This is a genomic window from Shigella flexneri 2a str. 301 (assembly GCF_000006925.2).
Classification (GTDB): domain Bacteria; phylum Pseudomonadota; class Gammaproteobacteria; order Enterobacterales; family Enterobacteriaceae; genus ECMA0423.
Map to the genome: position 1 here is coordinate 3,868,281 of NC_004337.2, position 26,098 is coordinate 3,894,378.

Annotated in this window: 21 protein-coding genes, 3 pseudogenes and 2 other annotated features; of the genes and pseudogenes, 17 read left to right on the forward strand and 7 right to left on the reverse strand. The window is 51.9% G+C overall.

Annotated elements, in window-relative coordinates; all coding sequences use genetic code 11:
- Position 1: 1 nt before the first annotated feature.
- Positions 2-142 carry a 50S ribosomal protein L34 gene (gene rpmH / locus SF3761; protein ID NP_709497.1) on the reverse strand — a complete coding sequence of 47 codons (141 nt, stop codon included), beginning with the start codon at positions 140-142 and terminating at the stop codon, positions 2-4.
- Positions 143-748: 606 nt separating this feature from the next.
- Here rpmH and SF3762 point away from each other — a divergent pair.
- The 6 genes and pseudogenes from SF3762 (at position 749) to yidA (ending at position 8,335) form a co-directional block, all read left to right on the forward strand.
- Positions 749-2,150 (forward strand): annotated as a pseudogene (locus SF3762).
- 4 nt (positions 2,151-2,154) lie between these two features.
- The gene (gene dnaN / locus SF3763; protein ID NP_709499.2) at positions 2,155-3,255 is read left to right on the forward strand and encodes a DNA polymerase III subunit beta; all 1,101 of its coding nucleotides are present in this window, start codon (positions 2,155-2,157) and stop codon (positions 3,253-3,255) included.
- Positions 3,255-4,328 carry a recombination protein F gene (gene recF, locus SF3764; protein NP_709500.1) on the forward strand — a complete coding sequence of 358 codons (1,074 nt, stop codon included), beginning with the start codon at positions 3,255-3,257 and terminating at the stop codon, positions 4,326-4,328. The genes dnaN and recF overlap by 1 nt, the downstream gene beginning before the upstream one ends.
- A 28-nt stretch (positions 4,329-4,356) precedes the next feature.
- Positions 4,357-6,771 (forward strand): DNA gyrase subunit B, encoded by a 2,415-nt coding sequence (gene gyrB / locus SF3765; protein NP_709501.2) that lies wholly within the window; start codon positions 4,357-4,359, stop codon positions 6,769-6,771.
- A gap of 239 nt (positions 6,772-7,010) precedes the next feature.
- Positions 7,011-7,409, forward strand: a complete 399-nt coding sequence (gene yidB, locus SF3766; protein ID NP_709502.2) for a hypothetical protein — start codon at positions 7,011-7,013, stop codon at positions 7,407-7,409.
- Positions 7,410-7,522: 113 nt separating this feature from the next.
- Complete coding sequence (gene yidA, locus SF3767) at positions 7,523-8,335, forward strand: sugar phosphate phosphatase (protein ID NP_709503.1); 813 nt, start codon at positions 7,523-7,525, stop codon at positions 8,333-8,335.
- Positions 8,336-8,380: 45 nt separating this feature from the next.
- Here the strand turns inward: yidA and SF3768 are convergent, their stop codons facing one another.
- Positions 8,381-9,037: a hypothetical protein gene (locus SF3768; RefSeq protein ID NP_709504.1), complete on the reverse strand. Its 657-nt coding sequence runs from the start codon at positions 9,035-9,037 to the stop codon at positions 8,381-8,383.
- Between the two features lie 277 nt (positions 9,038-9,314).
- On the opposite strand from SF3768, the gene yidW reads away from it, so the two are divergent.
- The 4 genes and pseudogenes from yidW to dgoT all read left to right on the forward strand — a co-directional run bounded on the left by yidW (position 9,315) and on the right by dgoT (position 14,037).
- The gene (gene yidW / locus SF3769; RefSeq protein NP_709505.1) at positions 9,315-10,004 is read left to right on the forward strand and encodes a dgo operon regulator; all 690 of its coding nucleotides are present in this window, start codon (positions 9,315-9,317) and stop codon (positions 10,002-10,004) included.
- Positions 10,001-10,879 carry a 2-oxo-3-deoxygalactonate kinase gene (gene dgoK, locus SF3770; RefSeq protein ID NP_709506.1) on the forward strand — a complete coding sequence of 293 codons (879 nt, stop codon included), beginning with the start codon at positions 10,001-10,003 and terminating at the stop codon, positions 10,877-10,879. Before yidW ends, dgoK begins: the two co-directional genes overlap by 4 nt.
- Positions 10,863-12,625, forward strand: a sequence feature (Similar to Escherichia coli K12 2-oxo-3-deoxygalactonate 6-phosphate aldolase and galactonate dehydratase gi: 2367262 (588 aa). BLAST with identity of 97% in 588 aa. This CDS contains an in-frame stop codon. The sequence has been checked and is believed to be correct.). (Overlaps the previous gene by 17 nt.)
- A pseudogene (dgoA, locus tag SF3771) lies at positions 10,863-12,625 on the forward strand. (Overlaps the previous feature by 1,763 nt.) The gene dgoK and the pseudogene dgoA overlap by 17 nt, the downstream one beginning before the upstream one ends.
- A 74-nt stretch (positions 12,626-12,699) precedes the next feature.
- A complete protein-coding gene (dgoT, locus tag SF3772) occupies positions 12,700-14,037 on the forward strand; it encodes a D-galactonate transport protein (protein ID NP_709507.1) in 1,338 nt (445 codons plus the stop codon).
- Here the strand turns inward: dgoT and yidS are convergent.
- The gene (gene yidS / locus SF3773) at positions 13,998-15,098 is read right to left on the reverse strand and encodes an oxidoreductase (protein ID NP_709508.2); all 1,101 of its coding nucleotides are present in this window, start codon (positions 15,096-15,098) and stop codon (positions 13,998-14,000) included. The genes dgoT and yidS overlap by 40 nt on opposite strands.
- Positions 15,099-15,162: 64 nt before the next feature.
- Here yidS and yidR point away from each other — a divergent pair, with 64 nt between their 5' ends.
- Entirely contained in the window at positions 15,163-16,437 is a 1,275-nt protein-coding gene (gene yidR / locus SF3774) for a hypothetical protein (protein NP_709509.1), read from the forward strand.
- Position 16,438: 1 nt separating this feature from the next.
- Here the strand turns inward: yidR and yidQ are convergent, their stop codons facing one another.
- Positions 16,439-16,846 carry a hypothetical protein gene (gene yidQ / locus SF3775; RefSeq protein ID NP_709510.4) on the reverse strand — a complete coding sequence of 136 codons (408 nt, stop codon included), beginning with the start codon at positions 16,844-16,846 and terminating at the stop codon, positions 16,439-16,441.
- A 229-nt stretch (positions 16,847-17,075) separates the two neighbouring features.
- Between yidQ and ibpA the strand changes: the two genes are divergently transcribed.
- Together ibpA and ibpB are read left to right on the forward strand one after the other, a co-directional pair.
- A complete protein-coding gene (gene ibpA, locus SF3776) occupies positions 17,076-17,489 on the forward strand; it encodes a heat shock protein IbpA (RefSeq protein ID NP_709511.2) in 414 nt (137 codons plus the stop codon).
- A gap of 111 nt (positions 17,490-17,600) precedes the next feature.
- The gene (gene ibpB, locus SF3777) at positions 17,601-18,029 is read left to right on the forward strand and encodes a heat shock chaperone IbpB (RefSeq protein ID NP_709512.2); all 429 of its coding nucleotides are present in this window, start codon (positions 17,601-17,603) and stop codon (positions 18,027-18,029) included.
- Between the two features lie 4 nt (positions 18,030-18,033).
- Here the strand turns inward: ibpB and SF3777a are convergent, their stop codons facing one another.
- The gene (locus SF3777a; RefSeq protein ID YP_008439292.1) at positions 18,034-18,195 is read right to left on the reverse strand and encodes a hypothetical protein; all 162 of its coding nucleotides are present in this window, start codon (positions 18,193-18,195) and stop codon (positions 18,034-18,036) included.
- Positions 18,196-18,224: 29 nt separating this feature from the next.
- On the opposite strand from SF3777a, the gene yidE reads away from it, so the two are divergent.
- Positions 18,225-19,886 (forward strand): transporter, encoded by a 1,662-nt coding sequence (gene yidE / locus SF3778; RefSeq protein ID NP_709513.2) that lies wholly within the window; start codon positions 18,225-18,227, stop codon positions 19,884-19,886.
- Between the two features lie 38 nt (positions 19,887-19,924).
- Here the strand turns inward: yidE and yidP are convergent, their stop codons facing one another.
- Positions 19,925-20,599, reverse strand: a complete 675-nt coding sequence (gene yidP / locus SF3779) for a transcriptional regulator (RefSeq protein NP_709514.1) — start codon at positions 20,597-20,599, stop codon at positions 19,925-19,927.
- 294 nt (positions 20,600-20,893) lie between these two features.
- Here yidP and glvB point away from each other — a divergent pair, with 294 nt between their 5' ends.
- Both glvB and glvG read left to right on the forward strand, forming a co-directional pair.
- Positions 20,894-22,510, forward strand: a complete 1,617-nt coding sequence (gene glvB, locus SF3780; protein ID NP_709515.3) for a PTS system arbutin-specific transporter subunit IIB — start codon at positions 20,894-20,896, stop codon at positions 22,508-22,510.
- Positions 22,510-23,148 (forward strand) — a sequence feature (Similar to Escherichia coli K12 probable 6-phospho-beta-glucosidase gi: 1790115 (213 aa). BLAST with identity of 98% in 213 aa. This CDS ontains frameshift. The sequence has been checked and is believed to be correct.). (Overlaps the previous gene by 1 nt.)
- Positions 22,510-23,148, forward strand: a pseudogene (gene glvG / locus SF3781). Its footprint overlaps the feature before it by 639 nt. The gene glvB and the pseudogene glvG overlap by 1 nt, the downstream one beginning before the upstream one ends.
- Before the next feature lie 172 nt (positions 23,149-23,320).
- Here the strand turns inward: glvG and yidL are convergent.
- On the reverse strand, positions 23,321-24,214 hold the full coding sequence (gene yidL / locus SF3782) for an AraC family transcriptional regulator (protein ID NP_709516.1): 894 nt from the start codon (positions 24,212-24,214) through the stop codon (positions 23,321-23,323).
- Between the two features lie 166 nt (positions 24,215-24,380).
- Between yidL and yidK the strand changes: the two genes are divergently transcribed.
- On the forward strand, positions 24,381-26,096 hold the full coding sequence (yidK, locus tag SF3783) for a transporter (protein NP_709517.1): 1,716 nt from the start codon (positions 24,381-24,383) through the stop codon (positions 26,094-26,096).
- The last annotated feature ends 2 nt before the right edge of the window (positions 26,097-26,098 follow it).

Sequence of the window (26,098 nt, forward strand, 5' to 3'; positions counted from 1 at the left end):
ATTACTTAGAAACGGTCAGACGAGCGCGGCCTTTAGCACGACGACGTGCCAGAACCTGACGACCATTTTTAGTAGCCATACGAGCACGGAAGCCGTGAGAACGGTTGCGCTTCAGTACAGACGGTTGAAAAGTGCGTTTCATGGCGATTTCTACCTAAACTTGAATAAATTCAATGGCTTTATTGGATCTCCGCCGAAAAATGAAACGATGGACACCGAAGCCATGGGTGATTAAAGAGGCCGGATTGTAATAATTGTACACACCGGAGTCAATTCTCTTTCCTTATTTACCGCGCTTTTCCGCACCTTTTCGCAGGGAAAATGTACGACCTCACACCAGTGGAAACCAGCATGGCGCGCCGGGTGGAGGATTATACGGGCTGATGGGTAAAGCGCAAGGATCGTCCTGGATCTTTATTAGATCGATTAAGCCAATTTTTGTCTATGGTCATTAAATTTTCCAATATGCGGCGTAAATCGTGCCCGCCTCGCGGCAGGATCGTTTACACTTAGCGAGTTCTGGAAAGTCCTGTGGATAAATAGGGAAAATCTGTGAGAAACAGAAGATCTCTTGCGCAGTTTAGGCTATGATCCGCGGTCCCGATCGTTTTGCAGGATCTTGATCGGGCATATAACCGCAGACAGCGGTTCGTGCGTCACCCTCAAGCAGGGTCTTTTCGACGTACGTCAACAATCATGAATGTTTCAGCCTTAGTCATTATCGACTTTTGTTCGAGTGGAGTCCGCCGTGTCACTTTCGCTTTGGCAGCAGTGTCTTGCCCGATTGCAGGATGAGTTACCAGCCACAGAATTCAGTATGTGGATACGCCCATTGCAGGCGGAACTGAGCGATAACACGCTGGCCCTGTACGCGCCAAACCGTTTTGTCCTCGATTGGGTACGGGACAAGTACCTTAATAATATCAATGGACTGCTAACCAGTTTCTGCGGAGCGGATGCCCCACAGCTGCGTTTTGAAGTCGGCACCAAACCGGTGACGCAAACGCCACAAGCGGCAGTGACGAGCAACGTCGCGGCCCCTGCACAGGTGGCGCAAACGCAGCCGCAACGTGCTGCGCCTTCTACGCGCTCAGGTTGGGATAACGTCCCGGCCCCGGCAGAACCGACCTATCGTTCTAACGTAAACGTCAAACACACGTTTGATAACTTCGTTGAAGGTAAATCTAACCAACTGGCGCGCGCGGCGGCTTGCCAGGTGGCGGATAACCCTGGCGGTGCCTATAACCCGTTGTTCCTTTATGGCGGCACGGGTCTGGGTAAAACTCACCTGCTGCATGCGGTGGGTAACGGCATTATGGCGCGCAAGCCGAATGCCAAAGTGGTTTATATGCACTCCGAGCGCTTTGTTCAGGACATGGTTAAAGCCCTGCAAAACAACGCGATCGAAGAGTTTAAACGCTACTACCGTTCCGTAGATGCACTGCTGATCGACGATATTCAGTTTTTTGCTATAAAGAACGATCTCAGGAAGAGTTTTTCCACACCTTTCACGCCCTGCTGGAAGGTATCAACAGATCATTCTCACCTCGGATCGCTATTCGAAAGAGACAACGGCGTTGAGGATCGTTTGAAATCCCGCTTCGGTTGGGGACTGACTGTGGCGATCGAACCGCCAGAGCTGGAAACCCGTGTGGCGATCCTGATGAAAAAGGCCGACGAAAATGACATTCGTTTGCCGGGTGAAGTGGCGTTCTTTATCGCCAAGCGTCTACGATCTAACGTACGTGAGCTGGAAGGGGCGCTGAACCGCGTTATTGCTAACGCCAACTTTACCGGACGGGCGATCACCATCGACTTCGTGCGTGAGGCGCTGCGCGACTTGCTGGCATTGCAGGAAAAACTGGTCACCATCGACAATATTCAGAAGACGGTGGCGGAGTACTACAAGATCAAAGTCGCGGATCTCCTTTCCAAGCGTCGATTCCCGCTCGGTGGCGCGTCCGCGCCAGATGGCGATGGCGCTAGCGAAAGAGCTGACTATCCACAGTCTGCCAGAGATTGGCGATGCGTTTGGTGGGCGTGACCACACGACGGTGCTTCATGCCTGCCGTAAGATCGAGCAGTTGCGTGAAGAGAGCCACGATATCAAAGAAGATTTTTCAAATTTAATCAGAACATTGTCATCGTAAACCTATGAAATTTACCGTAGAACGTGAGCATTTATTAAAACCGCTACAACAGGTGAGCGGTCCGTTAGGTGGTCGTCCTACGCTACCGATTCTCGGTAATCTGCTGTTACAGGTTGCTGACGGTACGTTGTCGCTGACCGGTACTGATCTCGAGATGGAAATGGTGGCACGCGTTGCGCTGGTTCAGCCACACGAGCCAGGAGCGACGACCGTTCCGGCGCGCAAATTCTTTGATATCTGCCGTGGTCTGCCTGAAGGCGCGGAAATTGCCGTGCAGCTGGAAGGTGAACGGATGCTGGTGCGCTCCGGGCGTAGCCGTTTTTCGCTGTCTACCCTGCCAGCGGCGGATTTCCCGAACCTCGATGACTGGCAGAGCGAAGTCGAATTTACCCTGCCGCAGGCGACGATGAAGCGTCTGATTGAAGCAACCCAGTTTTCGATGGCGCATCAGGATGTTCGCTATTACTTAAACGGTATGCTGTTTGAAACCGAAGGTGAAGAACTGCGCACCGTGGCAACCGACGGCCACCGTCTGGCGGTCTGTTCAATGCCAATTGGTCAATCTTTGCCAAGCCATTCGGTGATCGTACCGCGTAAAGGCGTGATTGAACTGATGCGTATGCTCGACGGCGGCGACAATCTGCTGCGTGTGCAGATTGGCAGCAATAACATTCGTGCCCACGTTGGCGACTTTATTTTCACCTCGAAACTGGTGGATGGTCGCTTCCCGGATTACCGTCGCGTTCTGCCGAAGAACCCGGACAAACATCTGGAAGCAGGCTGCGATCTGCTCAAGCAGGCGTTTGCTCGCGCGGCGATTCTCTCTAACGAGAAATTCCGCGGTGTGCGCCTGTATGTCAGCGAAAACCAGCTGAAAATTACTGCCAACAACCCGGAACAGGAAGAAGCGGAAGAGATCCTCGACGTTACCTATAGCGGTGCGGAGATGGAAATCGGCTTCAACGTCAGCTATGTGCTGGATGTTCTGAACGCGCTGAAATGCGAAAACGTCCGCATGATGCTGACCGATTCGGTTTCCAGCGTGCAGATTGAAGATGCCGCATCACAGTCGGCTGCCTATGTTGTCATGCCAATGAGACTGTAATGTCCCTCACCCGCTTGTTGATCCGCGATTTCCGCAATATTGAAACCGCGGATCTCGCTTTATCTCCCGGCTTTAACTTTCTGGTAGGTGCCAACGGCAGTGGCAAAACCAGCGTGCTGGAAGCCATCTATACGCTCGGCCATGGTCGGGCGTTTCGCAGTTTGCAGATTGGTCGCGTCATTCGCCATGAGCAGGAGGCATTTGTTCTCCACGGGCGATTACAGGGCGAAGAGCGCGAGACGGCGATTGGCTTAACCAAAGACAAACAGGGCGACAGCAAAGTCCGTATTGACGGTACGGACGGGCATAAAGTCGCGGAACTGGCGCACCTGATGCCGATGCAGTTGATAACGCCAGAAGGGTTTACTTTACTCAACGGCGGCCCCAAATACAGAAGAGCATTCCTCGACTGGGGATGCTTTCACAACGAACCTGGATTTTTCACCGCCTGGAGCAATCTCAAGCGATTGCTCAAGCAGCGCAATGCGGCGCTGCGCCAGGTGACTCGTTACGAACAGCTACGCCCGTGGGATAAAGAACTGATCCCGCTGGCGGAGCAAATCAGCACCTGGCGCGCGGAGTATAGCGCCGGTATCGCGGCCGATATGGATGATACCTGTAAGCAATTTCTCCCTGAGTTTTCTCTGACTTTCTCTTTCCAGCGCGGCTGGGAGAAAGAGACAGAGTACGCTGAGGTGCTGGAACGTAATTTTGAACGCGATCGCCAGCTAACCTACACCGCGCATGGCCCGCATAAAGCGGACTTACGCATTCGCGCCGACGGTGCGCCGGTGGAAGATACCTTATCGCGTGGGCAGCTTAAGCTGTTGATGTGCGCCTTACGTCTGGCGCAAGGAGAGTTCCTCACTCGTGAAAGCGGGCGGCGGTGTCTCTACCTGATAGATGATTTTGCCTCTGAGCTTGATGATGAGCGTCGCGGGTTGCTTGCCAGCCGCTTAAAAGCGACGCAATCACAGGTCTTTGTCAGCGCGATCAGTGCTGAACACGTTATAGACATGTCGGACGAAAATTCGAAGATGTTTACCGTGGAAAAGGGTAAAATAACGGATTAACCCAAGTATAAATGAGCGAGAAACGTTGATGTCGAATTCTTATGACTCCTCCAGTATCAAAGTCCTGAAAGGGCTGGATGCGGTGCGTAAGCGCCCGGGTATGTATATCGGCGACACGGATGACGGCACCGGTCTGCACCACATGGTATTCGAGGTGGTAGATAACGCTATCGACGAAGCGCTCGCGGGTCACTGTAAAGAAATTATCGTCACCATTCACGCCGATAACTCTGTCTCTGTACAGGATGACGGGCGCGGCATTCCGACCGGTATTCACCCGGAAGAGGGCGTATCGGCGGCGGAAGTGATCATGACCGTTCTGCACGCAGGCGGTAAATTTGACGATAACTCCTATAAAGTGTCCGGCGGTCTGCACGGCGTTGGTGTTTCGGTAGTAAACGCCCTGTCGCAAAAACTGGAGCTGGTTATTCAGCGCGAGGGTAAAATTCACCGTCAGATCTACGAACACGGTGTACCGCAGGCTCCGCTGGCGGTTACCGGCGAGACTGAAAAAACCGGCACCATGGTGCGTTTCTGGCCCAGCCTCGAAACCTTCACCAATGTGACCGAGTTCGAATATGAAATTCTGGCGAAACGTCTGCGTGAGTTGTCGTTCCTCAACTCCGGCGTTTCCATTCGTCTGCGCGACAAGCGTGACGGCAAAGAAGACCACTTCCACTATGAAGGCGGCATCAAAGCGTTCGTTGAATATCTGAACAAGAACAAAACGCCGATCCACCCAAATATCTTCTACTTCTCCACCGAAAAAGACGGTATTGGCGTTGAAGTGGCGCTGCAGTGGAACGATGGCTTCCAGGAAAACATCTACTGCTTTACCAACAACATTCCGCAGCGTGACGGCGGTACTCACCTGGCAGGCTTCCGTGCGGCGATGACCCGTACCCTGAATGCCTACATGGACAAAGAAGGCTACAGCAAAAAAGCCAAAGTCAGCGCCACCGGTGACGATGCGCGTGAAGGCCTGATTGCGGTCGTTTCCGTAAAAGTGCCGGACCCGAAATTCTCCTCCCAGACCAAAGACAAACTGGTTTCTTCTGAGGTGAAATCGGCGGTTGAACAGCAGATGAACGAACTGCTGGCGGAATACCTGCTGGAAAACCCAACTGATGCGAAAATCGTGGTTGGCAAAATTATCGATGCTGCCCGTGCCCGTGAAGCGGCGCGTCGCGCGCGTGAAATGACCCGCCGTAAAGGTGCGCTCGACTTAGCTGGCCTGCCGGGCAAACTGGCAGACTGCCAGGAACGCGATCCGGCGCTTTCCGAACTGTACCTGGTGGAAGGGGACTCCGCGGGCGGCTCTGCGAAGCAGGGGCGTAACCGCAAGAACCAGGCGATTCTGCCGCTGAAGGGTAAAATCCTTAACGTCGAGAAAGCGCGCTTCGATAAGATGCTCTCTTCTCAGGAAGTGGCGACGCTTATCACCGCGCTTGGCTGTGGTATCGGTCGTGACGAGTACAACCCGGACAAACTGCGTTATCACAGCATCATCATCATGACCGATGCGGACGTCGACGGCTCGCACATTCGTACGCTGCTGTTGACCTTCTTCTATCGTCAGATGCCGGAAATCGTTGAACGCGGTCACGTCTACATCGCTCAGCCGCCGCTGTACAAAGTGAAGAAAGGCAAGCAGGAACAGTACATTAAAGACGACGAAGCGATGGATCAGTACCAGATCTCTATCGCGCTGGACGGCGCAACGCTGCACACCAACGCCAGTGCACCGGCATTGGCTGGCGAAGCGTTAGAGAAACTGGTATCTGAGTACAACGCGACGCAGAAAATGATCAACCGCATGGAGCGTCGTTATCCGAAAGCAATGCTGAAAGAGCTTATCTATCAGCCGACGTTGACGGAAGCTGACCTTTCTGATGAGCAGACCGTTACCCGCTGGGTGAACGCGCTGGTCAGCGAACTGAACGACAAAGAACAGCACGGCAGCCAGTGGAAGTTTGATGTCCACACCAATGCCGAACAAAACCTGTTCGAGCCGATTGTTCGCGTGCGTACCCACGGTGTGGATACTGACTATCCGCTGGATCACGAGTTTATCACCGGTGGCGAATATCGTCGTATCTGCACGCTGGGTGAGAAACTGCGTGGCTTGCTGGAAGAAGATGCGTTTATCGAACGTGGCGAGCGTCGTCAGCCGGTAGCCAGCTTCGAGCAGGCGCTGGACTGGCTGGTGAAAGAGTCCCGTCGTGGCCTCTCCATCCAGCGTTATAAAGGTCTGGGCGAGATGAACCCGGAACAGCTGTGGGAAACCACCATGGACCCGGAAAGCCGTCGTATGCTGCGCGTTACCGTTAAGGATGCGATTGCCGCTGACCAGTTGTTCACCACGCTGATGGGCGACGCCGTAGAACCGCGTCGTGCGTTTATTGAAGAGAACGCCCTGAAAGCGGCGAATATTGATATTTAATGGCGTTAACCATGCGAGCGTGCCTGATGCGCTACGCTTATTAGTCCTACGAGACTCCTGCAATATATTGATTTTGCATGATTTTGTAGGCCGGGTAAGGCGTTCACGCCGCATCCGGCAAGAAGCTATAAGAAAAGGGCGGAGATCATCTCCGCCCTTTTTATTTCTGCAATCCGCAATTATCATCCCGCAGATCTATACTTTTTGGGTCAACACGTAACGCTTTACAGGTGATTATCATGGGGCTTTTTGATGAAGTTGTCGGTGCCTTTCTGAAAGGCGATGCGGGGAAATATCAGGCGATTTTAAGTTGGGTTGAGGAGCAGGGTGGCATTCAGGTGCTGCTGGAAAAACTGCAAAGTGGCGGCTTAGGGGCCATTCTCTCAACCTGGTTGAGTAATCAACAGAGAAATCAATCAGTTAGCGGCGAGCAACTGGAGTCGGCGCTCGGCACAAATGCGGTGTCCGATCTCGGGCAAAAACTTGGCGTGGATACCAGTACGGCTTCCAGTTTACTGGCAGAGCAATTGCCGAAGATTATTGATGCGCTCTCACCGCAAGGTGAAGTGTCAGCACAAGCCAATAACGATCTGCTTTCCGCAGGCATGGAACTGCTGAAAGGGAAACTCTTCCGCTAAGCAAATGGGGAGCATGCAACCCGCGTTGCATCCCCTTTTCCCTCGGGTGTTGTACTGATTTTTGAGCGGAATCGCGTTAGCATGGGTCAGGAACTAATCTACCTTGGGAACTCATGGCTATCAAACTCATTGCTATCGATATGGATGGCACCCTTCTGCTGCCCGATCACACCATTTCACCCGCCGTTAAAAATGCGATTGCCGCAGCTCGCGCCCGTGGCGTGAATGTCGTGCTAACGACGGGTCGTCCGTATGCAGGTGTGCACAACTACCTGAAAGAGCTGCATATGGAACAGCCGGGCGACTACTGCATTACTTATAACGGCGCGCTGGTACAGAAGGCCGCTGATGGTAGCACCGTGGCGCAAACCGCTCTCAGCTATGACGACTATCGTTTCCTGGAAAAACTCTCTCGCGAAGTCGGTTCTCATTTCCACGCCCTGGACCGCACCACGCTGTACACCGCTAACCGCGATATCAGCTACTACACGGTGCATGAATCCTTCGTTGCCACAATTCCGCTGGTGTTCTGCGAAGCGGAGAAAATGGACCCCAATACCCAGTTCCTGAAAGTGATGATGATTGATGAACCCGCCATCCTCGACCAGGCTATCGCGCGTATTCCGCAGGAAGTGAAAGAGAAATATACCGTGCTGAAAAGTGCGCCGTACTTCCTCGAAATCCTCGATAAACGCGTTAACAAAGGTACGGGTGTGAAATCACTGGCCGACGTGTTAGGTATTAAACCGGAAGAAATCATGGCGATTGGCGATCAGGAAAACGACATCGCAATGATTGAATATGCAGGCGTCGGTGTGGCGATGGATAACGCTATTCCTTCGGTGAAAGAAGTGGCGAACTTTGTCACAAAATCCAACCTTGAAGATGGCGTGGCGTTTGCTATTGAGAAGTATGTGCTGAATTAATCTGTGGGCGGGCAAACAGCATAAACGCGTTTGCCCGCTTACTGATTATTGGTTTACTGCATATACAACCAGAAATTGCAGCGGTGCAGTAATGATGTCCAGTGTAACAGTCACTGGCAGTAATGCTGCGGAAACACCATCCGGAATGCCTCTGGGTGAATAGTATTCATAAAATCGCACTTTAAATGGATGGTAGAACGCCATCACCTTTGAGTAATCCATGTTTTTATTTTTCTCATGGATTGTGCCTTTTAGGTTTTCCAGTGACCTGGTACAGTGTTGAACACCACAGGCAAAACCATAATGCGTTGCCAGTGCCTTTTCTTCTTCGTTATTCCAGTAGTAGTAAAGCGATATTGTGCCGGTAAATTTCTTTTTCCCCGCATTTAAAACAAATCTTGCGTCATCGGCAACCTGAATATTGTGCCGGTTAAGTGCTGGATCATTGAGCATCTTAACGATGTCATCGGCACCATCAGTGATAAGGTAATCCAGCGATTCCCCTACAAAAACATAGCCTTTTGTTCCATTACTATCTTTTGCCTGCGATAGCCCAGTGATGGTGTCTGACTGCGATTGATACTTTCCTGAACTACCCTTTGCGGTATGGGAAACCAGAGCATACGAGATACAGCCTGAAAGCATCAGCGCCAGTGGGAATAAACCGGCAGCCTTAAAAAATCCCTTAAAATTCAACTTCATGATTAATCCTTTAAACGAGTAGCTAAGCCGTTGAAAGCATACTCTTCTTTCCCTCCTGTTTAGCGCCTGATATCCCTTTTCAGATTTCTGCCCGACGCATGTCATTTTTTTATGTGTTGTTCTTTTTTTGATCTAAATTGTAGCGCAACAATATAAGTTTGTACTACATTACGCGCGCGGCAAACGCGAACGTCATCACGCTGGTACTACAAAGTTGCCGCGTTATGCATCGATCGGGGTAAAGTAGAGAAGAACATACAGAGCACAAGGACTCTCCATGACTCTCAATAAAACCGATCGCATTGTCATTACGCTGGGTAAACAGATCGTTCACGGCAAATACGTACCTGGCTCGCCACTTCCGGCTGAGGCGGAGCTCTGTGAAGAGTTTGCAACCTCGCGCAACATCATCCGTGAGGTGTTCCGTTCGCTGATGGCGAAGCGGCTGATTGAAATGAAACGTTATCGCGGGGCGTTTGTGGCACCGCGTAACCAGTGGAATTACCTCGACACTGACGTACTGCAATGGGTGCTGGAAAACGACTACGACCCACGGCTTATCAGTGCCATGAGCGAAGTGCGAAATCTGGTGGAACCGGCGATTGCCCGTTGGGCAGCAGAGCGCGCGACCTCCAGCGATCTGGCGCAGATTGAATCGGCGCTGAACGAGATGATTGCCAACAATCAGGACCGCGAAGCGTTTAACGAAGCGGATATTCGCTACCACGAGGCGGTGCTGCAGTCGGTGCATAACCCGGTGTTACAGCAACTTAGCATTGCGATCAGTTCGCTGCAGCGGGCGGTTTTTGAACGAACCTGGATGGGCGATGAGGCCAACATGCCGCAAACGCTCCAGGAACATAAGGCGCTGTTCGATGCGATACGGCATCAGGACGGCGATGCGGCAGAGCAGGCGGCGCTTACCATGATTGCCAGCTCGACACGAAGGTTAAAGGAAATCACATGACAGCTCGCTACATCGCAATTGACTGGGGATCGACCAATCTGCGCGCCTGGCTTTATCAGGGCGACCACTGCCTGGAGAGCAGGCAATCAGAAGCAGGCGTCACGCGCCTGAACGGAAAATCTCCGGCTGCAGTGTTAGCAGAAGTCACGACCGACTGGCGTGAAGAAAATACGCCAGTGGTGATGGCAGGAATGGTCGGCAGCAATGTCGGCTGGAAAGTTGCTCCGTATTTATCTGTTCCTGCCCGTTTTTCGTCTATTGGCGAACAATTAACGTCTGTTGGCGACAATATCTGGATTATTCCCGGATTATGCGTCTCTCATGACGATAACCACAATGTGATGCGCGGCGAAGAAACACAATTGATCGGCGCGCGAGCTCTGGCTCCTTCCTCTCTTTATGTTATGCCCGGTACGCATTGCAAATGGGTGCAGGCCGATAGCCAGCAAATCAACGATTTTCGCACCGTGATGACCGGTGAATTACATCATTTACTGTTAAATCACTCATTGATTGGCGCAGGTTTGCCGCCGCAGGAAAACTCTGCCGATGCCTTCGCGGCTGGCCTTGAGCGCGGCCTTAATGCGCCCGCCATATTGCCGCAGCTTTTTGAAGTTCGCGCCTCGCATGTGCTGGGAACACTTCCCCGCGAACAGGTCAGCGAATTTCTCTCTGGTTTGTTGATTGGCGCAGAGGTTGCCAGTATGCGCGACTATGTGACCCATCAACACGCCATCACCCTTGTCGCCGGAACATCGCTGACCGCGCGCTACCAGCAAGCCTTTCAGGCGATGGGTTGCGACGTGGCGGCGGTGGCGGGCGACACGGCATTTCAGGCTGGTATAAGGAGCATCGCTCATGCAGTGGCAAACTAAACTCCCGCTGATCGCCATTTTGCGCGGCATTACGCCCGACGAGGCGCTGGCGCATGTTGGCGCGGTGATTGACGCCGGGTTCGACGCGGTTGAAATCCCGCTGAATTCCCCACAATGGGAGCAGAGCATTCCCGCCATCGTTGATGCGTATGGCGACAAGGCGTTGATTGGCGCAGGTACGGTACTGAAACCTGAACAGGTCGATGCGCTCGCCAGGATGGGCTGTCAGCTCATCGTTACGCCCAATATCCATAGTGAAGTGATCCGCCGCGCGGTGGGCTACGGCATGACCGTTTGCCCCGGCTGCGCGACGGCGACCGAAGCCTTTACCGCGCTCGAAGCGGGCGCGCAGGCGCTGAAAATATTTCCGTCATCGGCTTTTGGTCCGCAATACATCAAAGCGTTAAAAGCGGTATTACCACCGGACATCGCAGTCTTTGCCGTTGGCGGCGTGACGCCAGAAAACCTGGCGCAGTGGATAGACGCAGGTTGTGTTGGGGCGGGCTTAGGCAGCGATCTTTATCGCGCCGGGCAGTCCGTAGAACGCACCGCGCAGCAGGCAGCAGCATTTGTTAAGGCGTATCGAGAGGCAGTGCAATGAAAATCACCAAAATTACCACGTATCGTTTACCTCCCCGCTGGATGTTCCTGAAAATTGAAACCGATGAAGGCGTGGTCGGTTGGGGCGAGCCCGTGATTGAAGGCCGCGCCCGTACGGTGGAAGCGGCAGTTCACGAGCTGGGTGACTATTTGATTGGTCAGGATCCTTCGCGCATCAACGACTTATGGCAAGTGATGTATCGCGCCGGATTTTATCGTGGCGGTCCAATCCTGATGAGCGCCATCGCCGGGATCGACCAGGCGTTATGGGATATCAAAGGCAAAGTGCTGAATGCGCCAGTCTGGCAACTGATGGGCGGCCTGGTTCGCGACAAAATTAAAGCCTACAGTTGGGTCGGCGGCGATCGTCCGGCGGATGTTATCGACGGCATTAAAACCCTGCGCGAAATCGGCTTCGATACCTTCAAACTGAACGGTTGTGAAGAACTGGGGCTAATTGATAACTCCCGCGCGGTAGATGCGGCAGTCAACACCGTGGCACAAATTCGTGAAGCTTTTGGCAATCAGATTGAGTTTGGTCTTGATTTCCACGGTCGCGTCAGCGCGCCAATGGCGAAAGTGCTGATTAAAGAACTGGAGCCGTATCGCCCGCTGTTTATTGAAGAGCCGGTGCTGGCGGAACAAGCCGAATACTACCCGAAATTGGCGGCACAAACGCATATTCCACTGGCGGCGGGTGAGCGCATGTTCTCACGTTTCGATTTTAAACGCGTGCTGGAGGCAGGCGGTATTTCGATTCTGCAACCGGATCTCTCCCATGCAGGCGGTATTACCGAATGCTACAAAATTGCTGGAATGGCAGAAGCCTATGATGTGACCCTTGCGCCGCACTGTCCGTTCGGACCGATTGCACTGGCGGCTTGCCTGCATATCGACTTTGTTTCCTATAACGCGGTACTTCAGTAACAAAGTATGGGCATTCATTACAACAAAGGCGCGGAGTTACTCGACTTTGTGAAAAACAAAGAAGACTTCAGCATGGTTGGCGGCTTCTTTAAACCGTTAACGAAACCGGGCTTAGGTGTGGAAATCGACGAAGCTAAAGTTATTGAGTTCAGTAAAAATGCCCCGGACTGGCGTAATCCGCTCTGGCGTCATGAAGATAACAGCGTAGCAGAGTGGTAATTCCTGCCACGTAAGCCCCTCATCGGGCACTAAAACAGCAATACAAAAATATAACCCTCTGTAAATTACAGGGCATGGTGAGCGGCTTCGCTATGCCCAAAATCTGGAGAAAGCTCGCTATGGATATTCCCGTTAATGCAGCAAAGCCGGGGCGTCGGCGTTATCTGACGCTGGTGATGATCTTTATTACGGTGGTCATTTGTTATGTTGACCGCGCTAACCTGGCCGTGGCTTCCGCCCATATTCAGGAAAAGTTCGGCATTACGAAAGCGGAAATGGGCTATGTATTTTCGGCCTTCGCCTGGCTTTATACGCTATGCCAGATCCCCGGCGGTTGGTTTTTAGATCGCGTAGGTTCTCGCGTGACTTATTTTATTGCGATATTTGGTTGGTCAGTGGCGACTTTATTCCAAGGCTTTGCCACGGGATTAATGTCATTAATTGGTCTGCGTGCGATAACCGGTATTTTCGAAGCGCCCGCTTTCCCGACCAATAACCGGATGGTGACCAGCTGGTTCCCGGAACATGAACGCGCTTCCGCCGTTGGTTTTTATACGTCTGGTCAGTTTGTCGGTCTGGCGTTTTTGACTCCGCTGCTGATCTGGATTCAGGAGATGTTGAGCTGGCACTGGGTGTTCATTGTCACTGGTGGTATCGGCATTATCTGGTCGCTGATTTGGTTTAAGGTTTATCAGCCGCCGCGCCTGACCAAAGGTATCAGCAAAGCTGAACTGGATTACATTCGTGATGGCGGCGGTCTGGTGGATGGTGATGCGCCGGTGAAGAAAGAGGCGCGTCAGCCGTTAACAGCCAAAGACTGGAAACTGGTGTTCCATCGTAAACTGATCGGCGTTTATCTTGGGCAATTTGCGGTGGCTTCTGCACTGTGGTTTTTCTTAACCTGGTTCCCGAACTATTTAACCCAGGAAAAAGGAATCACGGCGCTGAAAGCAGGCTTTATGACCACGGTGCCATTCCTCGCGGCGTTTGTCGGCGTCCTGCTCTCTGGCTGGGTCGCGGATCTGCTGGTACGTAAGGGCTTTTCACTGGGCTTTGCGCGTAAAACGCCGATTATCTGCGGCTTGCTGATCTCCACCTGCATTATGGGCGCTAACTACACCAACGATCCGATGATGATTATGTGCCTGATGGCGCTGGCATTCTTCGGCAACGGTTTTGCTTCGATTACCTGGTCGCTGGTCTCTTCTCTGGCACCGATGCGCCTGATTGGTTTAACCGGCGGCGTGTTTAACTTCGCCGGTGGTCTGGGCGGCATCACCGTTCCGCTGGTGGTGGGGTACCTGGCGCAGGGTTACGGTTTCGCGCCTGCACTGGTTTATATCTCCGCCGTCGCGTTGATTGGCGCGCTCTCTTACATCCTGCTGGTGGGTGATGTGAAGCGCGTTGGATAATCTTTCAACTGTGGAATATGCGCCACACCACTGCGCATAATCCACTTTCTTAAAGCCGGTGCGGTCAGGCATCGGCTTTTTACTATCTTGCCGAAGAGTTTTAAACGCAGTTTGTGTGTGGCGCGCCAGTAAGCGGCGTTGCTCTTCTCCGGCTGTTTCAGGAACACCGCACGCAGAATCTCTGCGCTATCCAGCGCATAGCTAATCCCCTCCAGCGAGCTGGCGCTGATAAATCCCGCCGCTTCACCAATCAGAAAGGCGTTGTCCTTACCACAGACAAAATCCTGCCAGCGTGAGGGAAACAACACCGTGCATTTCTCACTTTTCACCGCTTTGCCAAACTGGAACTGAAAGGCGCTCATTTTCTCTTTCAGCGTCGTGAAACGCGTCTGACCGTCTTTCATTGGATAGGCACCGCCAAAGATAAAATAACCATCTTTGCTGATACTCCATGAGTAACAGTCAGTTATCGCATTATCAAAGATGCAGGAGTAGAACGGCACCGGATGTTTCTCTGCGAACCACTGCTGGATAGCGACATATTTACGGATTTGATGATCCGGGTAGAGATGTCGCCGCACCATCGAGTTTGCGCCATCGGCACCGACCAGATAGCGGGCGGTAATATGTTGCTCCCAGCCGTCTGCACGAAAAATGACATGCCATTTATCATCCTCACGCCAGATTTTTCGGCACAGGCTATCGTGATAAACCTCAACGCTGGCGGGGATCAGCGATTTCATCCACAAGTCGAAAGCATGGCGATTAATATTGATATAGCTTCGCTGGTAGTTACGCGTGAGCGATGCGGCGACGTCGACAGTTTTGACGCTGAAAATCTGTGGATTGGCGATCACATCGACAGGAAGCGTCAGTCCATCGCGAATAAAAGATCGCTGCGCGTCCGGTGCCAGCAGACCGCCGCAAGGTTTGCTGAAACCTTCAGTACCGCACTGGTGCTTTTTATCCAGCGCGATCACCTGCATTTTGCCGGCTAACTTTCGTGCCAACGCCGACCCTGCCGGGCCGAGGCCAATAATCGCCACGTCGAAATGTTCCATCTTTTCACTCACATTCATCACGATGGCAAAAGACTATTGTCTGAAAGTGAAGTCCTTGTGAAGTATGATGGCGGGAACCGTTTTGTATCAGGACCGCGCCATGAAACAGATAACCTTTGCTCCCCGTAATCACCTGCTCACCAATACCAATACCAATACCAATACAAATACCAATACCTGGACGCCCGACAGCCAGTGGCTGGTATTTGACGTGCGTCCTTCTGGGGCGTCGTTTACCGGCGAGACCATTGAGCGTGTGAATATCCATACAGGCGAGGTCGAGGTTATCTATCGCGCGTCACAGGGCGCACACGTCGGCGTGGTGACCGTTCATCCGAAGTCAGAGAAATATGTCTTTATTCACGGCCCTGAAAATCCTGATGAAACATGGCATTACGACTTCCATCATCGACGCGGAGTCATTGCTGAAGGCGGCAAGGTGAGCAATCTCGATGCAATGGATATTACCGCGCCGTATACGCCAGGAGCGCTGCGCGGTGGCAGCCATGTGCATGTCTTTAGCCCGAACGGTGAAAGGGGGAGCTTTACCTATAACGACCATGTAATGCATCAACTCGATCCGGCGCTGGATTTGCGAAACGTCGGGGTTGCTGCACCGTTTGGCCCGGTCAACGTACAAAAGCAACATCCGCGTGAATACAGCGGTAGCCACTGGTGTGTGCTGGTGAGTAAAACCACGCCCACGCCGCAGCCTGGCAGTGATGAAATCAATCGTGCTTATGAAGAAGGATGGGTAGGAAATCACGCGCTGGCGTTTATTGGCGACACACTTTCGCCAAAGGGCGAGAAAGTGCCGGAGCTATTTATCGTTGAGTTACCGCAAGATGAAGCTAGCTGGAAATCGGCAGGTGATGCGCCGTTAAGTGGAACGGAAACAACCCTACCCGCGCCACCGCGTGGCGTCGTGCAGCGACGTTTAACCTTTACCCATCATCGGGCTTATCCGGGGTTAGTCAACGTCCCGCGCCACTGGGTGCGCTGTAATCCGCAGGGTACGCAAATCGCGTTTTTAATGCGTGATGATAACGGCATTGTGCAACTGTGGCTTATCTCGCCACAGGGCGGCGAACCGCGCAAGTTAACCCATAACAAAACGGATATTCAGTCTGCATTTAACTGGCATCCGTCAGGAGAATGGTTGGGCTTTGTGCTGGATAATCGAATTGTTTGTGCCCATGCGCAAAGCGGCGAGGTTGAGTATTTAACCGAAAACCACGCCAATCCACCTTCTGCGGACGCCGTGGTCTTCTCGCCGGATGGTCAATGGCTGGCGTGGATGGAAGGTGGCCAGCTGTGGATCACCGAAACTGATCGCTAAATCAGTTATCAGGCATTCTGGCCGGTGGAATAACCGCATTGGTGGCTTGCGCGTTGGCTTCGCTTTTTTCAACGCGCGAGCGCACCGAGCTGTCTTTGCGGAACACATCCCACGGCAGTAAAAGCGTGTCCATTACAGCGGTAAACGGCATATCGAGAATCGCCAGCGACTTAGTGCCCCAGTTGGTTTCATCGTCGCCAATCATGGTGGCGCTGGCGCGGGTGCCGGGATACGTTCCTTCTTTCCCCCCGGTATGGGACATCACGCTGGAGCATCCTCCGAGTAATGTCATTCCGCTGCATATCATGAACGCTAACAACACATTTCTTATCATAATAAATTCATCTGTTGATCGTGGGTGTTGGCCTGATGAGTTATAGCGATCCCTTGCTGAAAATAACATCATCATTACGTCGCACTGTGGCGGCTATCGCACTTTAACGTTTCGTGCTGCCCCCTCAGTCTATGCAATAGACCATAAACTGCAAAAAAAAGTCCGCTGATAAGGCTTGAAAAGTTCATTTCCAGACCCATTTTACATCGTAGTCGATGAGGACGCGCCTGATGGGTGTTCTGGCTACCTGACCTGTCCATTGTGGAAGGTCTTACATTCTCGCTGATTTCAGGAGCTATTGATTATGCGTAACTTTGATTTATCCCCGCTTTACCGTTCTGCTATTGGATTTGACCGTTTGTTTAACCACTTAGAAAACAACCAGAGCCAGAGTAATGGCGGCTACCCTCCGTATAACGTTGAACTGGTAGACGAAAACCATTACCGCATTGCTATCGCTGTGGCTGGTTTTGCTGAGAGCGAACTGGAAATTACCGCCCAGGATAATCTGCTGGTGGTGAAAGGTGCTCACGCCGACGAACAAAAAGAGCGCACCTATCTGTACCAGGGCATCGCTGAACGCAACTTTGAACGCAAATTCCAGTTAGCTGAGAACATTCATGTTCGTGGGGCTAACCTGGTAAATGGTTTGCTGTATATCGATCTCGAACGCGTGATTCCGGAAGCGAAAAAACCGCGCCGTATCGAAATCAACTAATTCCCTAAGGCCGCCTGGCGCGGCCTGACATCTCCATGCTCGCCGTCAGGGAGCATATGCGAATCTTCGGATTTGCAGGTACTTACTCGCTTCTTAGAAGGAGAAATGACTATGCGTAACTTCGATTTATCCCCACTGATGCGTCAATGGATCGGTTTTGACAAACTGGCCAACGCACTGCAAAACGCCGGTGAAAGCCAGAGCTTCCCGCCGTACAACATTGAGAAAAGCGACGATAACCACTACCGCATTACCCTTGCGCTGGCAGGTTTCCGTCAGGAAGATTTAGAGATTCAACTGGAAGGCACGCGCCTGAGCGTAAAAGGCACGCCGGAGCAGCCAAAAGAAGAGAAAAAATGGCTGCATCAAGGGCTTATGAATCAGCCATTTAGCCTGAGTTTTACGCTGGCTGAAAATATGGAAGTCTCTGGCGCAACCTTCGTAAACGGTTTACTGCATATTGATTTAATTCGTAATGAGCCTGAACCCATCGCAGCGCAGCGTATCGCTATCAGCGAACGTCCCGCGTTAAATAGCTAACTAGCTATTCTCTTTGCCCCGCCATTCTGGTGGGGCTTTTTTTGTCTTTCTTCTTCAACAATGCGTTAAATTTCGACTGTTTAAGATATTTCGGCACGTTCTTTCCCGTGATAATGTGCGCTATAAGGCAAATCTGCTTCACCGATTCAGCCATAATCCGTAGCAATTAAAATGTTATCTCAAGAGAAATGGACGATGAGTGATATAGCATTAACGGTCAGTATTCTGGCTTTGGTGGCAGTCGTCGGTTTGTTTATCGGCAACGTCAAATTTCGCGGCATAGGATTAGGTATTGGCGGCGTGCTGTTTGGTGGGATCATCGTCGGCCATTTTGTTTCTCAGGCGGGGATGACATTAAGTAGCGATATGCTGCATGTTATTCAGGAATTTGGCCTGATCCTGTTCGTTTATACCATCGGGATTCAGGTAGGGCCGGGCTTCTTTGCCTCATTGCGCGTCTCCGGATTACGCCTCAACCTGTTTGCTGTTCTGATCGTCATCATCGGTGGTCTGGTTACCGCCATCCTGCATAAACTGTTTGATATTCCACTGCCGGTAGTGCTGGGGATTTTCTCCGGTGCGGTAACCAATACGCCAGCGCTGGGGGCAGGGCAGCAGATCTTGCGCGACCTGGGTACACCAATGGAAATGGTCGATCAGATGGGGATGAGTTACGCGATGGCGTATCCATTCGGCATTTGCGGGATTTTGTTCACCATGTGGATGTTGCGGGTTATTTTCCGCGTCAATGTCGAGACAGAAGCTCAGCAGCACGAGTCTTCACGCACCAATGGCGGCGCGCTGATCAAGACTATCAATATTCGCGTTGAGAACCCTAACCTGCATGATTTAGCCATTAAAGATGTACCGATTCTCAACGGCGACAAAATTATCTGCTCGCGTCTGAAACGAGAAGAAACCCTAAAAGTACCTTCGCCAGATACCATTATCCAACTGGGCGATTTGCTGCATCTGGTGGGGCAGCCAGCGGATTTACATAATGCGCAACTGGTGATTGGTCAGGAGGTCGATACCTCGCTGTCTACGAAAGGCACTGATTTGCGCGTCGAGCGTGTGGTGGTCACCAATGAAAACGTGCTCGGAAAACGTATTCGCGACCTGCACTTTAAAGAACGCTATGACGTTGTTATCTCGCGCCTGAACCGTGCCGGGGTCGAACTGGTCGCCAGTGGCGATATCAGCCTGCAGTTCGGCGATATCCTCAACCTGGTGGGGCGTCCGTCCGCAATTGATGCCGTTGCCAATGTGCTGGGGAATGCGCAGCAAAAACTGCAACAGGTTCAGATGCTGCCAGTGTTTATTGGCATCGGGCTTGGCGTATTGTTAGGTTCTATTCCCGTCTTTGTGCCAGGATTCCCGGCCGCGTTGAAACTGGGGCTGGCGGGCGGTCCGCTGATTATGGCGTTGATCCTCGGGCGTATCGGCAGTATCGGCAAGCTGTACTGGTTTATGCCGCCAAGTGCCAACCTCGCGCTGCGGGAGCTGGGGATCGTGCTGTTCCTCTCGGTCGTTGGTCTGAAATCTGGTGGGGATTTTGTGAATACCCTGGTCAATGGCGAAGGGCTAAGCTGGATTGGTTATGGTGCCCTGATCACCGCCGTTCCGCTGATTACTGTTGGCATTCTGGCGCGGATGTTAGCCAAAATGAATTACCTGACCATGTGCGGGATGCTGGCAGGTTCCATGACCGATCCTCCGGCGCTGGCGTTTGCTAATAATCTTCATCCAACCAGTGGTGCGGCGGCGCTCTCTTACGCCACTGTCTATCCGTTAGTGATGTTCCTGCGCATTATCACCCCCCAATTACTGGCGGTGCTCTTCTGGAGTATCGGTTAACTTTTTTCCGGGTGGAGTCGCCGTAAATGGTACTCCACCTAGTATTCGCTGGCATTTCTGAACATCACTGAATAATTCAAAAACTCCCCGCTCTCGCTATATGACAACGAGGTGATCCGCAGCAGTGGCGTGTGTTCCGCTACCTTCATTTGCCGCGCCAGCAGTCTATCGGCGAGCACCGGCATCAGGCTTTCATAATTACCGCCAATCAAAATCCCGCACTCTTGTTCAATATATTCAAACTTCGACCCTTCCAGATGTTGCAGCGAAAGGTTACGGAACAGTTTTACCGGCATATAGCTGTCTTCCAGCATTAGCGGTTTCCCTTCCACAAAACGAACGCGACGGGAGAAGTAGATCTGCTCGTTGATTTGAATCCGTAACTGGCTGGCAATGGCCGGAGGCGCAGGCATGATTTCAAAAATCAGCACCTGGCTGGTGACCGTTTTTCCCTGCCGTTTTAACACCTCCACCAGTCCGGTCAGGCTGGCGGTTTGATGCAGCACATCTTTGCGCACCAGGTAAGTGCCGCTGCCGTGGCGGCGGACCACCAGCCCCCACGCTACCAGCAGGTCAATGGCTTTACGGATAGTCATCCGCGATACCGCAAACTCTTCCGCCAGCTTTTTTTCACCGGGAAGAAGGCTGTTTAGCGTGAAATCCGCGGAATTAAGTCGAATTCTTAACCGCTCCGCAATGCTTTTGTAGATCATCTCTAGCTCTCTTTTTTGCCTGCAAGCACGGGTAATGCGCCCACAAGTTCTGCTTAATCGATTGAAAAAAATCTTTTTTTTAAAGATGTGTTCGATGCTGTGTACCTGTGCTCACAGATGTCTACTTTTTCGCGAAAACGTAGATCTCTACCGCCCAACGAAAAGCATGAAAGCGATCACGAATCCCATTGGGTCGTCATGTTCTGCCGATCGCATCTTCCTATCCTCGCTCCAGGTCTGCCGCATAACCAATCAGGCTTCCTACTTACAGAATTGAGAAAAGAGGATGTGGAAATGCTCAGTCAAATTCAACGCTTTGGCGGCGCGATGTTCACGCCAGTGCTGCTGTTTCCCTTCGCCGGGATTGTGGTGGGTCTTGCCATCTTGCTGCAAAACCCGATGTTTGTCGGGGAATCACTGACCGATCCGAACAGTTTATTCGCGCAAATCGTACACATTATTGAAGAGGGCGGTTGGACGGTATTCCGTAATATGCCGCTGATTTTTGCTGTCGGTTTACCCATTGGCCTTGCTAAGCAAGCGCAGGGACGTGCTTGTCTGGCGGTGATGGTGAGTTTCCTGACCTGGAACTATTTCATCAATGCGATGGGAATGACCTGGGGAAGCTACTTCGGCGTCGATTTCACTCAGGACGCGGTGGCAGGTAGCGGTCTGACAATGATGGCCGGGATTAAAACCCTCGATACCAGCATTATCGGCGCAATTATCATTTCCGGCATTGTGACGGCGCTGCATAACCGTCTGTTCGATAAAAAACTGCCGGTTTTTCTCGGCATTTTCCAGGGGACGTCTTATGTGGTGATTATCGCCTTCCTGGTGATGATCCCCTGTGCCTGGCTGACATTGCTCGGCTGGCCAAAAGTACAAATGGGGATTGAATCTCTGCAAGCGTTCCTGCGTTCGGCGGGTGCGCTTGGGGTGTGGGTTTACACCTTCCTCGAACGTATTCTGATCCCAACCGGTTTACACCACTTCATCTACGGACCGTTTATCTTTGGTCCGGCAGCTGTTGAAGGCGGCATTCAGATGTACTGGGCGCAGCATCTGCAAGAGTTCAGTCTGAGCGCCGAGCCACTGAAATCGTTGTTCCCGGAAGGCGGTTTTGCCCTGCACGGTAACTCAAAAATCTTTGGTGCCGTGGGCATTTCTTTAGCGATGTACTTCACTGCCGCACCGGAAAATCGGGTAAAAGTGGCGGGCTTGCTGATTCCCGCAACCTTAACCGCCATGCTGGTGGGAATTACCGAACCGCTGGAATTTACCTTCCTGTTCATTTCACCGTTGCTGTTTGCGGTACACGCCGTGCTGGCGGCCTCAATGTCGACCGTAATGTATCTCTTTGGTGTGGTGGGCAACATGGGCGGAGGTCTGATTGACCAGGTTTTACCGCAAAACTGGATCCCGATGTTCAGCAACCACGCGGATATGATGCTGACCCAAATCGCCATTGGGTTGTGCTTTACCCTGCTGTACTTCGTGGTTTTCCGCACCCTGATTCTGCAGTTCAACATGTGCACGCCGGGACGTGAAGATGCGGAAGTGAAACTCTACTCAAAAGCCGAATACAAAGCCTCGCGAGGCCAAACCACCGCTGCAGAGCCAAAAAAAGAGCTGGATCAGGCTGCCGGTATCCTGCAAGCCCTGGGCGGGGTCGGCAATATCTCCAGCATTAACAATTGCGCGACGCGTCTACGTATTGCACTGCATGACATGTCACAAACGCTGGATGACGAAGTCTTTAAAAAGCTGGGAGCGCACGGCGTCTTCCGTAGTGGCGATGCCATTCAGGTGATCATTGGTCTGCATGTATCCCAATTGCGTGAACAGCTCGATAGCTTAATTAATTCTCATCAATCAGCAGAAAATGTTGCCATTACGGAGGCAGTATAATGACCAAATTCTCAGTGGTTGTCGCAGGCGGTGGAAGCACCTTTACGCCAGGCATCGTGTTGATGCTCCTGGCGAATCAGGACCGTTTCCCGCTTCGTGCACTGAAATTTTATGATAACGATGGCGCGCGGCAGGAAGTGATTGCCGAAGCCTGTAAAGTCATCCTTAAAGAAAAAGCGCCGGACATTGCGTTTAGTTACACCACCGATCCTGAAGTGGCGTTCAGCGACGTTGATTTTGTCATGGCGCACATCCGCGTCGGCAAGTACCCGATGCGCGAACTGGATGAAAAAATCCCACTGCGCCACGGTGTTGTTGGTCAGGAAACTTGCGGACCCGGCGGAATAGCGTACGGCATGCGTTCCATTGGCGGCGTCCTGGAACTGGTGGATTATATGGAAAAATATTCACCAAACGCCTAGATGCTCAACTACTCCAACCCGGCAGCAATTGTCGCAGAAGCCACGCGTCGTCTGCGCCCGAATGCGAAAATCCTCAACATCTGTGACATGCCAATCGGTATTGAAAGCCGGATGGCGCAAATTGTTGGGCTGCAAGATCGCAAACAGATGCGCGTGCGCTACTACGGCCTGAACCACTGGTGGTCGGCGATATCCCGCAGTTTCAGAAAGGGTTAATGAGTCAGCAAGTGGCGGTGGAAAAACTGGTCGTGGACGCCTGGGAACAGCGTTCATATCAGCACCTGTGGCAGGCGATTACGTTGTCGAAAACGGTACCGAGCGCCTCGGTCGCCAAAGCTATTCTGGATGAGTTGCTGGAGGCCAACAAAGCGTACTGGCCAGAGTTACGTTAATTGTGTGGACTGGCATCCGTTGGGTGCTGGTCCGTATTCTTTAGCACGGCTGACGGCGCATAACCAAATTTATGTTTAAAGGCTTTGCTGAAATGAAAGGAGTCGAAGAAGTTGAGCGTATCAGCGACTTCGCCAACCGAGTTTCCTTGTTGCTTTAATAGCGATAGCGCCAGATCCAGACGCGCATCGAGGTAATATTCTTTCGGCGTCTTGCCGGTATAGCGTAAAAACAGACGACGCAACCAGGCTTCGCTACAGGGGATCGTGGCAGCCATATCAGCTACGCTCCAGCGTTGTTGCAGACTGGCATGTAAAGTGGCAATTAATTTTTCAATTTGCCGCCGTTGTGGATCTTTTTTACCATCTGCGGACATAAGACAAATCCACTGATAAATAATTTTCGTCAGAAAAGCGACTGCCAGATTATTTTTTATTGCTTCTGGTGAAGTTATTAACTCAGCAACTTCGGTGAGTTCCTGATTATAAATTTCGCCATTATAAATAACGCTTTGCTGACCAACGGGAATATCCATCATACTGGTGGGGGTAAATTCCATCCAGTACTGTTCCCAGACTAAACCTTCACAGTGATAAGAGTGAATATCCATTGGCTTTAAAAATATAATACAGTTGCTATGCAGAGTTATTTGTTCGCCATTCTTTAAAAGAATTTTCCCACATCCTTGTACGGTATACACCGCAACCCATGAGTTGGCGATAAGCGGTTTCTTCTTGTCCCGCGGCCAGATCACCCGGTAATGCTCGTCGGCGTAGGTATGCCAGAGCGAGATCAGAGAAATTCCGCTGGAGATCACATTTTCGTTAATCAATAAGGGAATATTGTACGGAGTTTCGTTTTTTACATCTGAACTTTGCAATTTTCCATTCATTTTAATATCCCTCCGGCGAATTATGCTCACAACCTGAACTTAACAGAAAACAATCCGTTCAGGGATACGACGTTTGTATTTTAAGAATCTGACTGCCTGACCCGACGCATTTTACCTCTCCCTATATTCATGCGTCCGGGACATAAACATAAATAAGGGCTATGAGATGAATTCGTTACAAATCTTGAGTTTTGTCGGTTTTACGCTGCTGGTGGCGGTGATCACCTGGTGGAAGGTTCGCAAAACAGATACCGGATCGCAACAAGGCTATTTTCTTGCCGGACGTTCACTAAAAGCGCCGGTTATTGCCGCTTCGTTAATGTTAACCAACCTTTCCACGGAACAACTGGTTGGTCTTTCCGGGCAGGCCTACAAAAGCGGCATGTCGGTGATGGGCTGGGAAGTGACTTCAGCGGTGACGCTGATCTTCCTCGCGCTAATCTTTTTACCGCGCTATCTGAAGCGCGGCATTGCCACCATCCCCGATTTTCTGGAGGAACGTTATGATAAAACGACGCGTATTATCATCGACTTCTGCTTCCTCATTGCCACCGGCGTCTGCTTTCTGCCGATTGTTCTCTACTCCGGCGCGTTGGCGCTCAACAGCCTGTTTCACGTCGGGGAATCGCTACAGATTTCTCACGGTGCGGCTATCTGGCTACTGGTAATTTTGCTTGGTCTGGCGGGAATTTTGTATGCGGTGATCGGCGGACTGCGCGCAATGGCAGTGGCGGACTCCATCAACGGTATTGGGCTGGTTATCGGCGGGTTGATGGTGCCGGTATTTGGCCTGATCGCGATAGGCAAGGGCAGCTTTATGCAGGGCATTGAGCAAATTACCACCGTTCACGCCGAGAAATTAAACTCAGTCGGTGGCCCGACCGATCCCTTGCCGATTGGCGCGGCATTTACCGGTTTAATTCTGGTGAACACCTTTTACTGGTGTACAAATCAGGGCATCGTGCAACGCACGCTGGCGTCAAAAAGCCTGGCGGAAGGGCAAAAGGGGGCGCTGTTAACGGCGGTGCTGAAAATGCTCGACCCGCTGGTACTGGTGCTGCCAGGGTTGATTGCGTTTCATCTGTATCAGGATCTACCGAAAGCCGACATGGCCTACCCGACGCTGGTCAATAACGTTCTGCCAGTGCCACTGGAGGGTTTCTTCGGCGCGGTGTTATTTGGTGCGGTGATCAGTACCTTCAACGGCTTTCTGAATAGCGCCAGTACATTATTCAGTATGGGTATTTACCGTCGCATCATTAACCAGAATGCCGAGCCGCAGCAGCTGGTCACCGTCGGGCGCAAATTTGGTTTCTTTATCGCTATCGTTTCGGTTTTGGTAGCGCCGTGGATCGCGAACGCGCCGCAGGGGCTGTATAGCTGGATGAAACAGCTCAACGGCATTTACAACGTGCCGCTGGTTACCATCATCATTATGGGCTTTTTCTTTCCGCGCATCCCGGCGCTGGCGGCAAAAGTGGCGATGGGGATTGGCATAATCAGCTACATCACCATCAACTATCTGGTGAAGTTCGACTTCCATTTCCTCTATGTGCTGGCCTGTACGTTCTGCATCAACGTGGTCGTGATGCTGGTGATCGGTTTTATCAAACCGCGCGCCACGCCGTTCACCTTCAAAGATGCGTTTGCGGTGGACATGAAACCGTGGAAAAACGTCAAGATCGCGTCAATTGGTATCCTGTTCGCGATGATTGGCGTCTATGTCGGGCTGGCTGAATTCGGCGGCTACGGTACGCGCTGGTTAGCGATGATCAGTTATTTCATCGCTGCCGTAGTGATTGTCTACCTGATTTTTGACAGCTGGTGGCATCGTCACGACCCAGCCGTAACCTTTACTCCCGACGCGAAGGATAGCCTATGAAA

Excerpts from the sequence above, each read along its gene's own strand:
- yidP (NP_709514.1), bottom strand. The coding sequence starts at position 20,599 with ATGATCTACAAAAGCATTGCGGAGCGGTTAAGAATTCGACTTAATTCC.
- glvB (NP_709515.3), top strand. The coding sequence starts at position 20,894 with ATGCTCAGTCAAATTCAACGCTTTGGCGGCGCGATGTTCACGCCAGTG.
- gyrB (NP_709501.2), top strand. The coding sequence starts at position 4,357 with ATGTCGAATTCTTATGACTCCTCCAGTATCAAAGTCCTGAAAGGGCTG.
- ibpB (NP_709512.2), top strand. The coding sequence starts at position 17,601 with ATGCGTAACTTCGATTTATCCCCACTGATGCGTCAATGGATCGGTTTT.
- yidB (NP_709502.2), top strand. The coding sequence starts at position 7,011 with ATGGGGCTTTTTGATGAAGTTGTCGGTGCCTTTCTGAAAGGCGATGCG.
- yidQ (NP_709510.4), bottom strand. The coding sequence starts at position 16,846 with ATGATGATGTTATTTTCAGCAAGGGATCGCTATAACTCATCAGGCCAA.
- yidK (NP_709517.1), top strand. The coding sequence starts at position 24,381 with ATGAATTCGTTACAAATCTTGAGTTTTGTCGGTTTTACGCTGCTGGTG.
- dgoT (NP_709507.1), top strand. The coding sequence starts at position 12,700 with ATGGTGAGCGGCTTCGCTATGCCCAAAATCTGGAGAAAGCTCGCTATG.
- dgoK (NP_709506.1), top strand. The coding sequence starts at position 10,001 with ATGACAGCTCGCTACATCGCAATTGACTGGGGATCGACCAATCTGCGC.
- rpmH (NP_709497.1), bottom strand. The coding sequence starts at position 142 with ATGAAACGCACTTTTCAACCGTCTGTACTGAAGCGCAACCGTTCTCAC.
- yidL (NP_709516.1), bottom strand. The coding sequence starts at position 24,214 with ATGAATGGAAAATTGCAAAGTTCAGATGTAAAAAACGAAACTCCGTAC.
- ibpA (NP_709511.2), top strand. The coding sequence starts at position 17,076 with ATGCGTAACTTTGATTTATCCCCGCTTTACCGTTCTGCTATTGGATTT.
- yidS (NP_709508.2), bottom strand. The coding sequence starts at position 15,098 with ATGGAACATTTCGACGTGGCGATTATTGGCCTCGGCCCGGCAGGGTCG.
- dnaN (NP_709499.2), top strand. The coding sequence starts at position 2,155 with ATGAAATTTACCGTAGAACGTGAGCATTTATTAAAACCGCTACAACAG.
- yidA (NP_709503.1), top strand. The coding sequence starts at position 7,523 with ATGGCTATCAAACTCATTGCTATCGATATGGATGGCACCCTTCTGCTG.
- yidR (NP_709509.1), top strand. The coding sequence starts at position 15,163 with ATGATGGCGGGAACCGTTTTGTATCAGGACCGCGCCATGAAACAGATA.
- recF (NP_709500.1), top strand. The coding sequence starts at position 3,255 with ATGTCCCTCACCCGCTTGTTGATCCGCGATTTCCGCAATATTGAAACC.
- yidW (NP_709505.1), top strand. The coding sequence starts at position 9,315 with ATGACTCTCAATAAAACCGATCGCATTGTCATTACGCTGGGTAAACAG.
- SF3768 (NP_709504.1), bottom strand. The coding sequence starts at position 9,037 with ATGAAGTTGAATTTTAAGGGATTTTTTAAGGCTGCCGGTTTATTCCCA.
- yidE (NP_709513.2), top strand. The coding sequence starts at position 18,225 with ATGAGTGATATAGCATTAACGGTCAGTATTCTGGCTTTGGTGGCAGTC.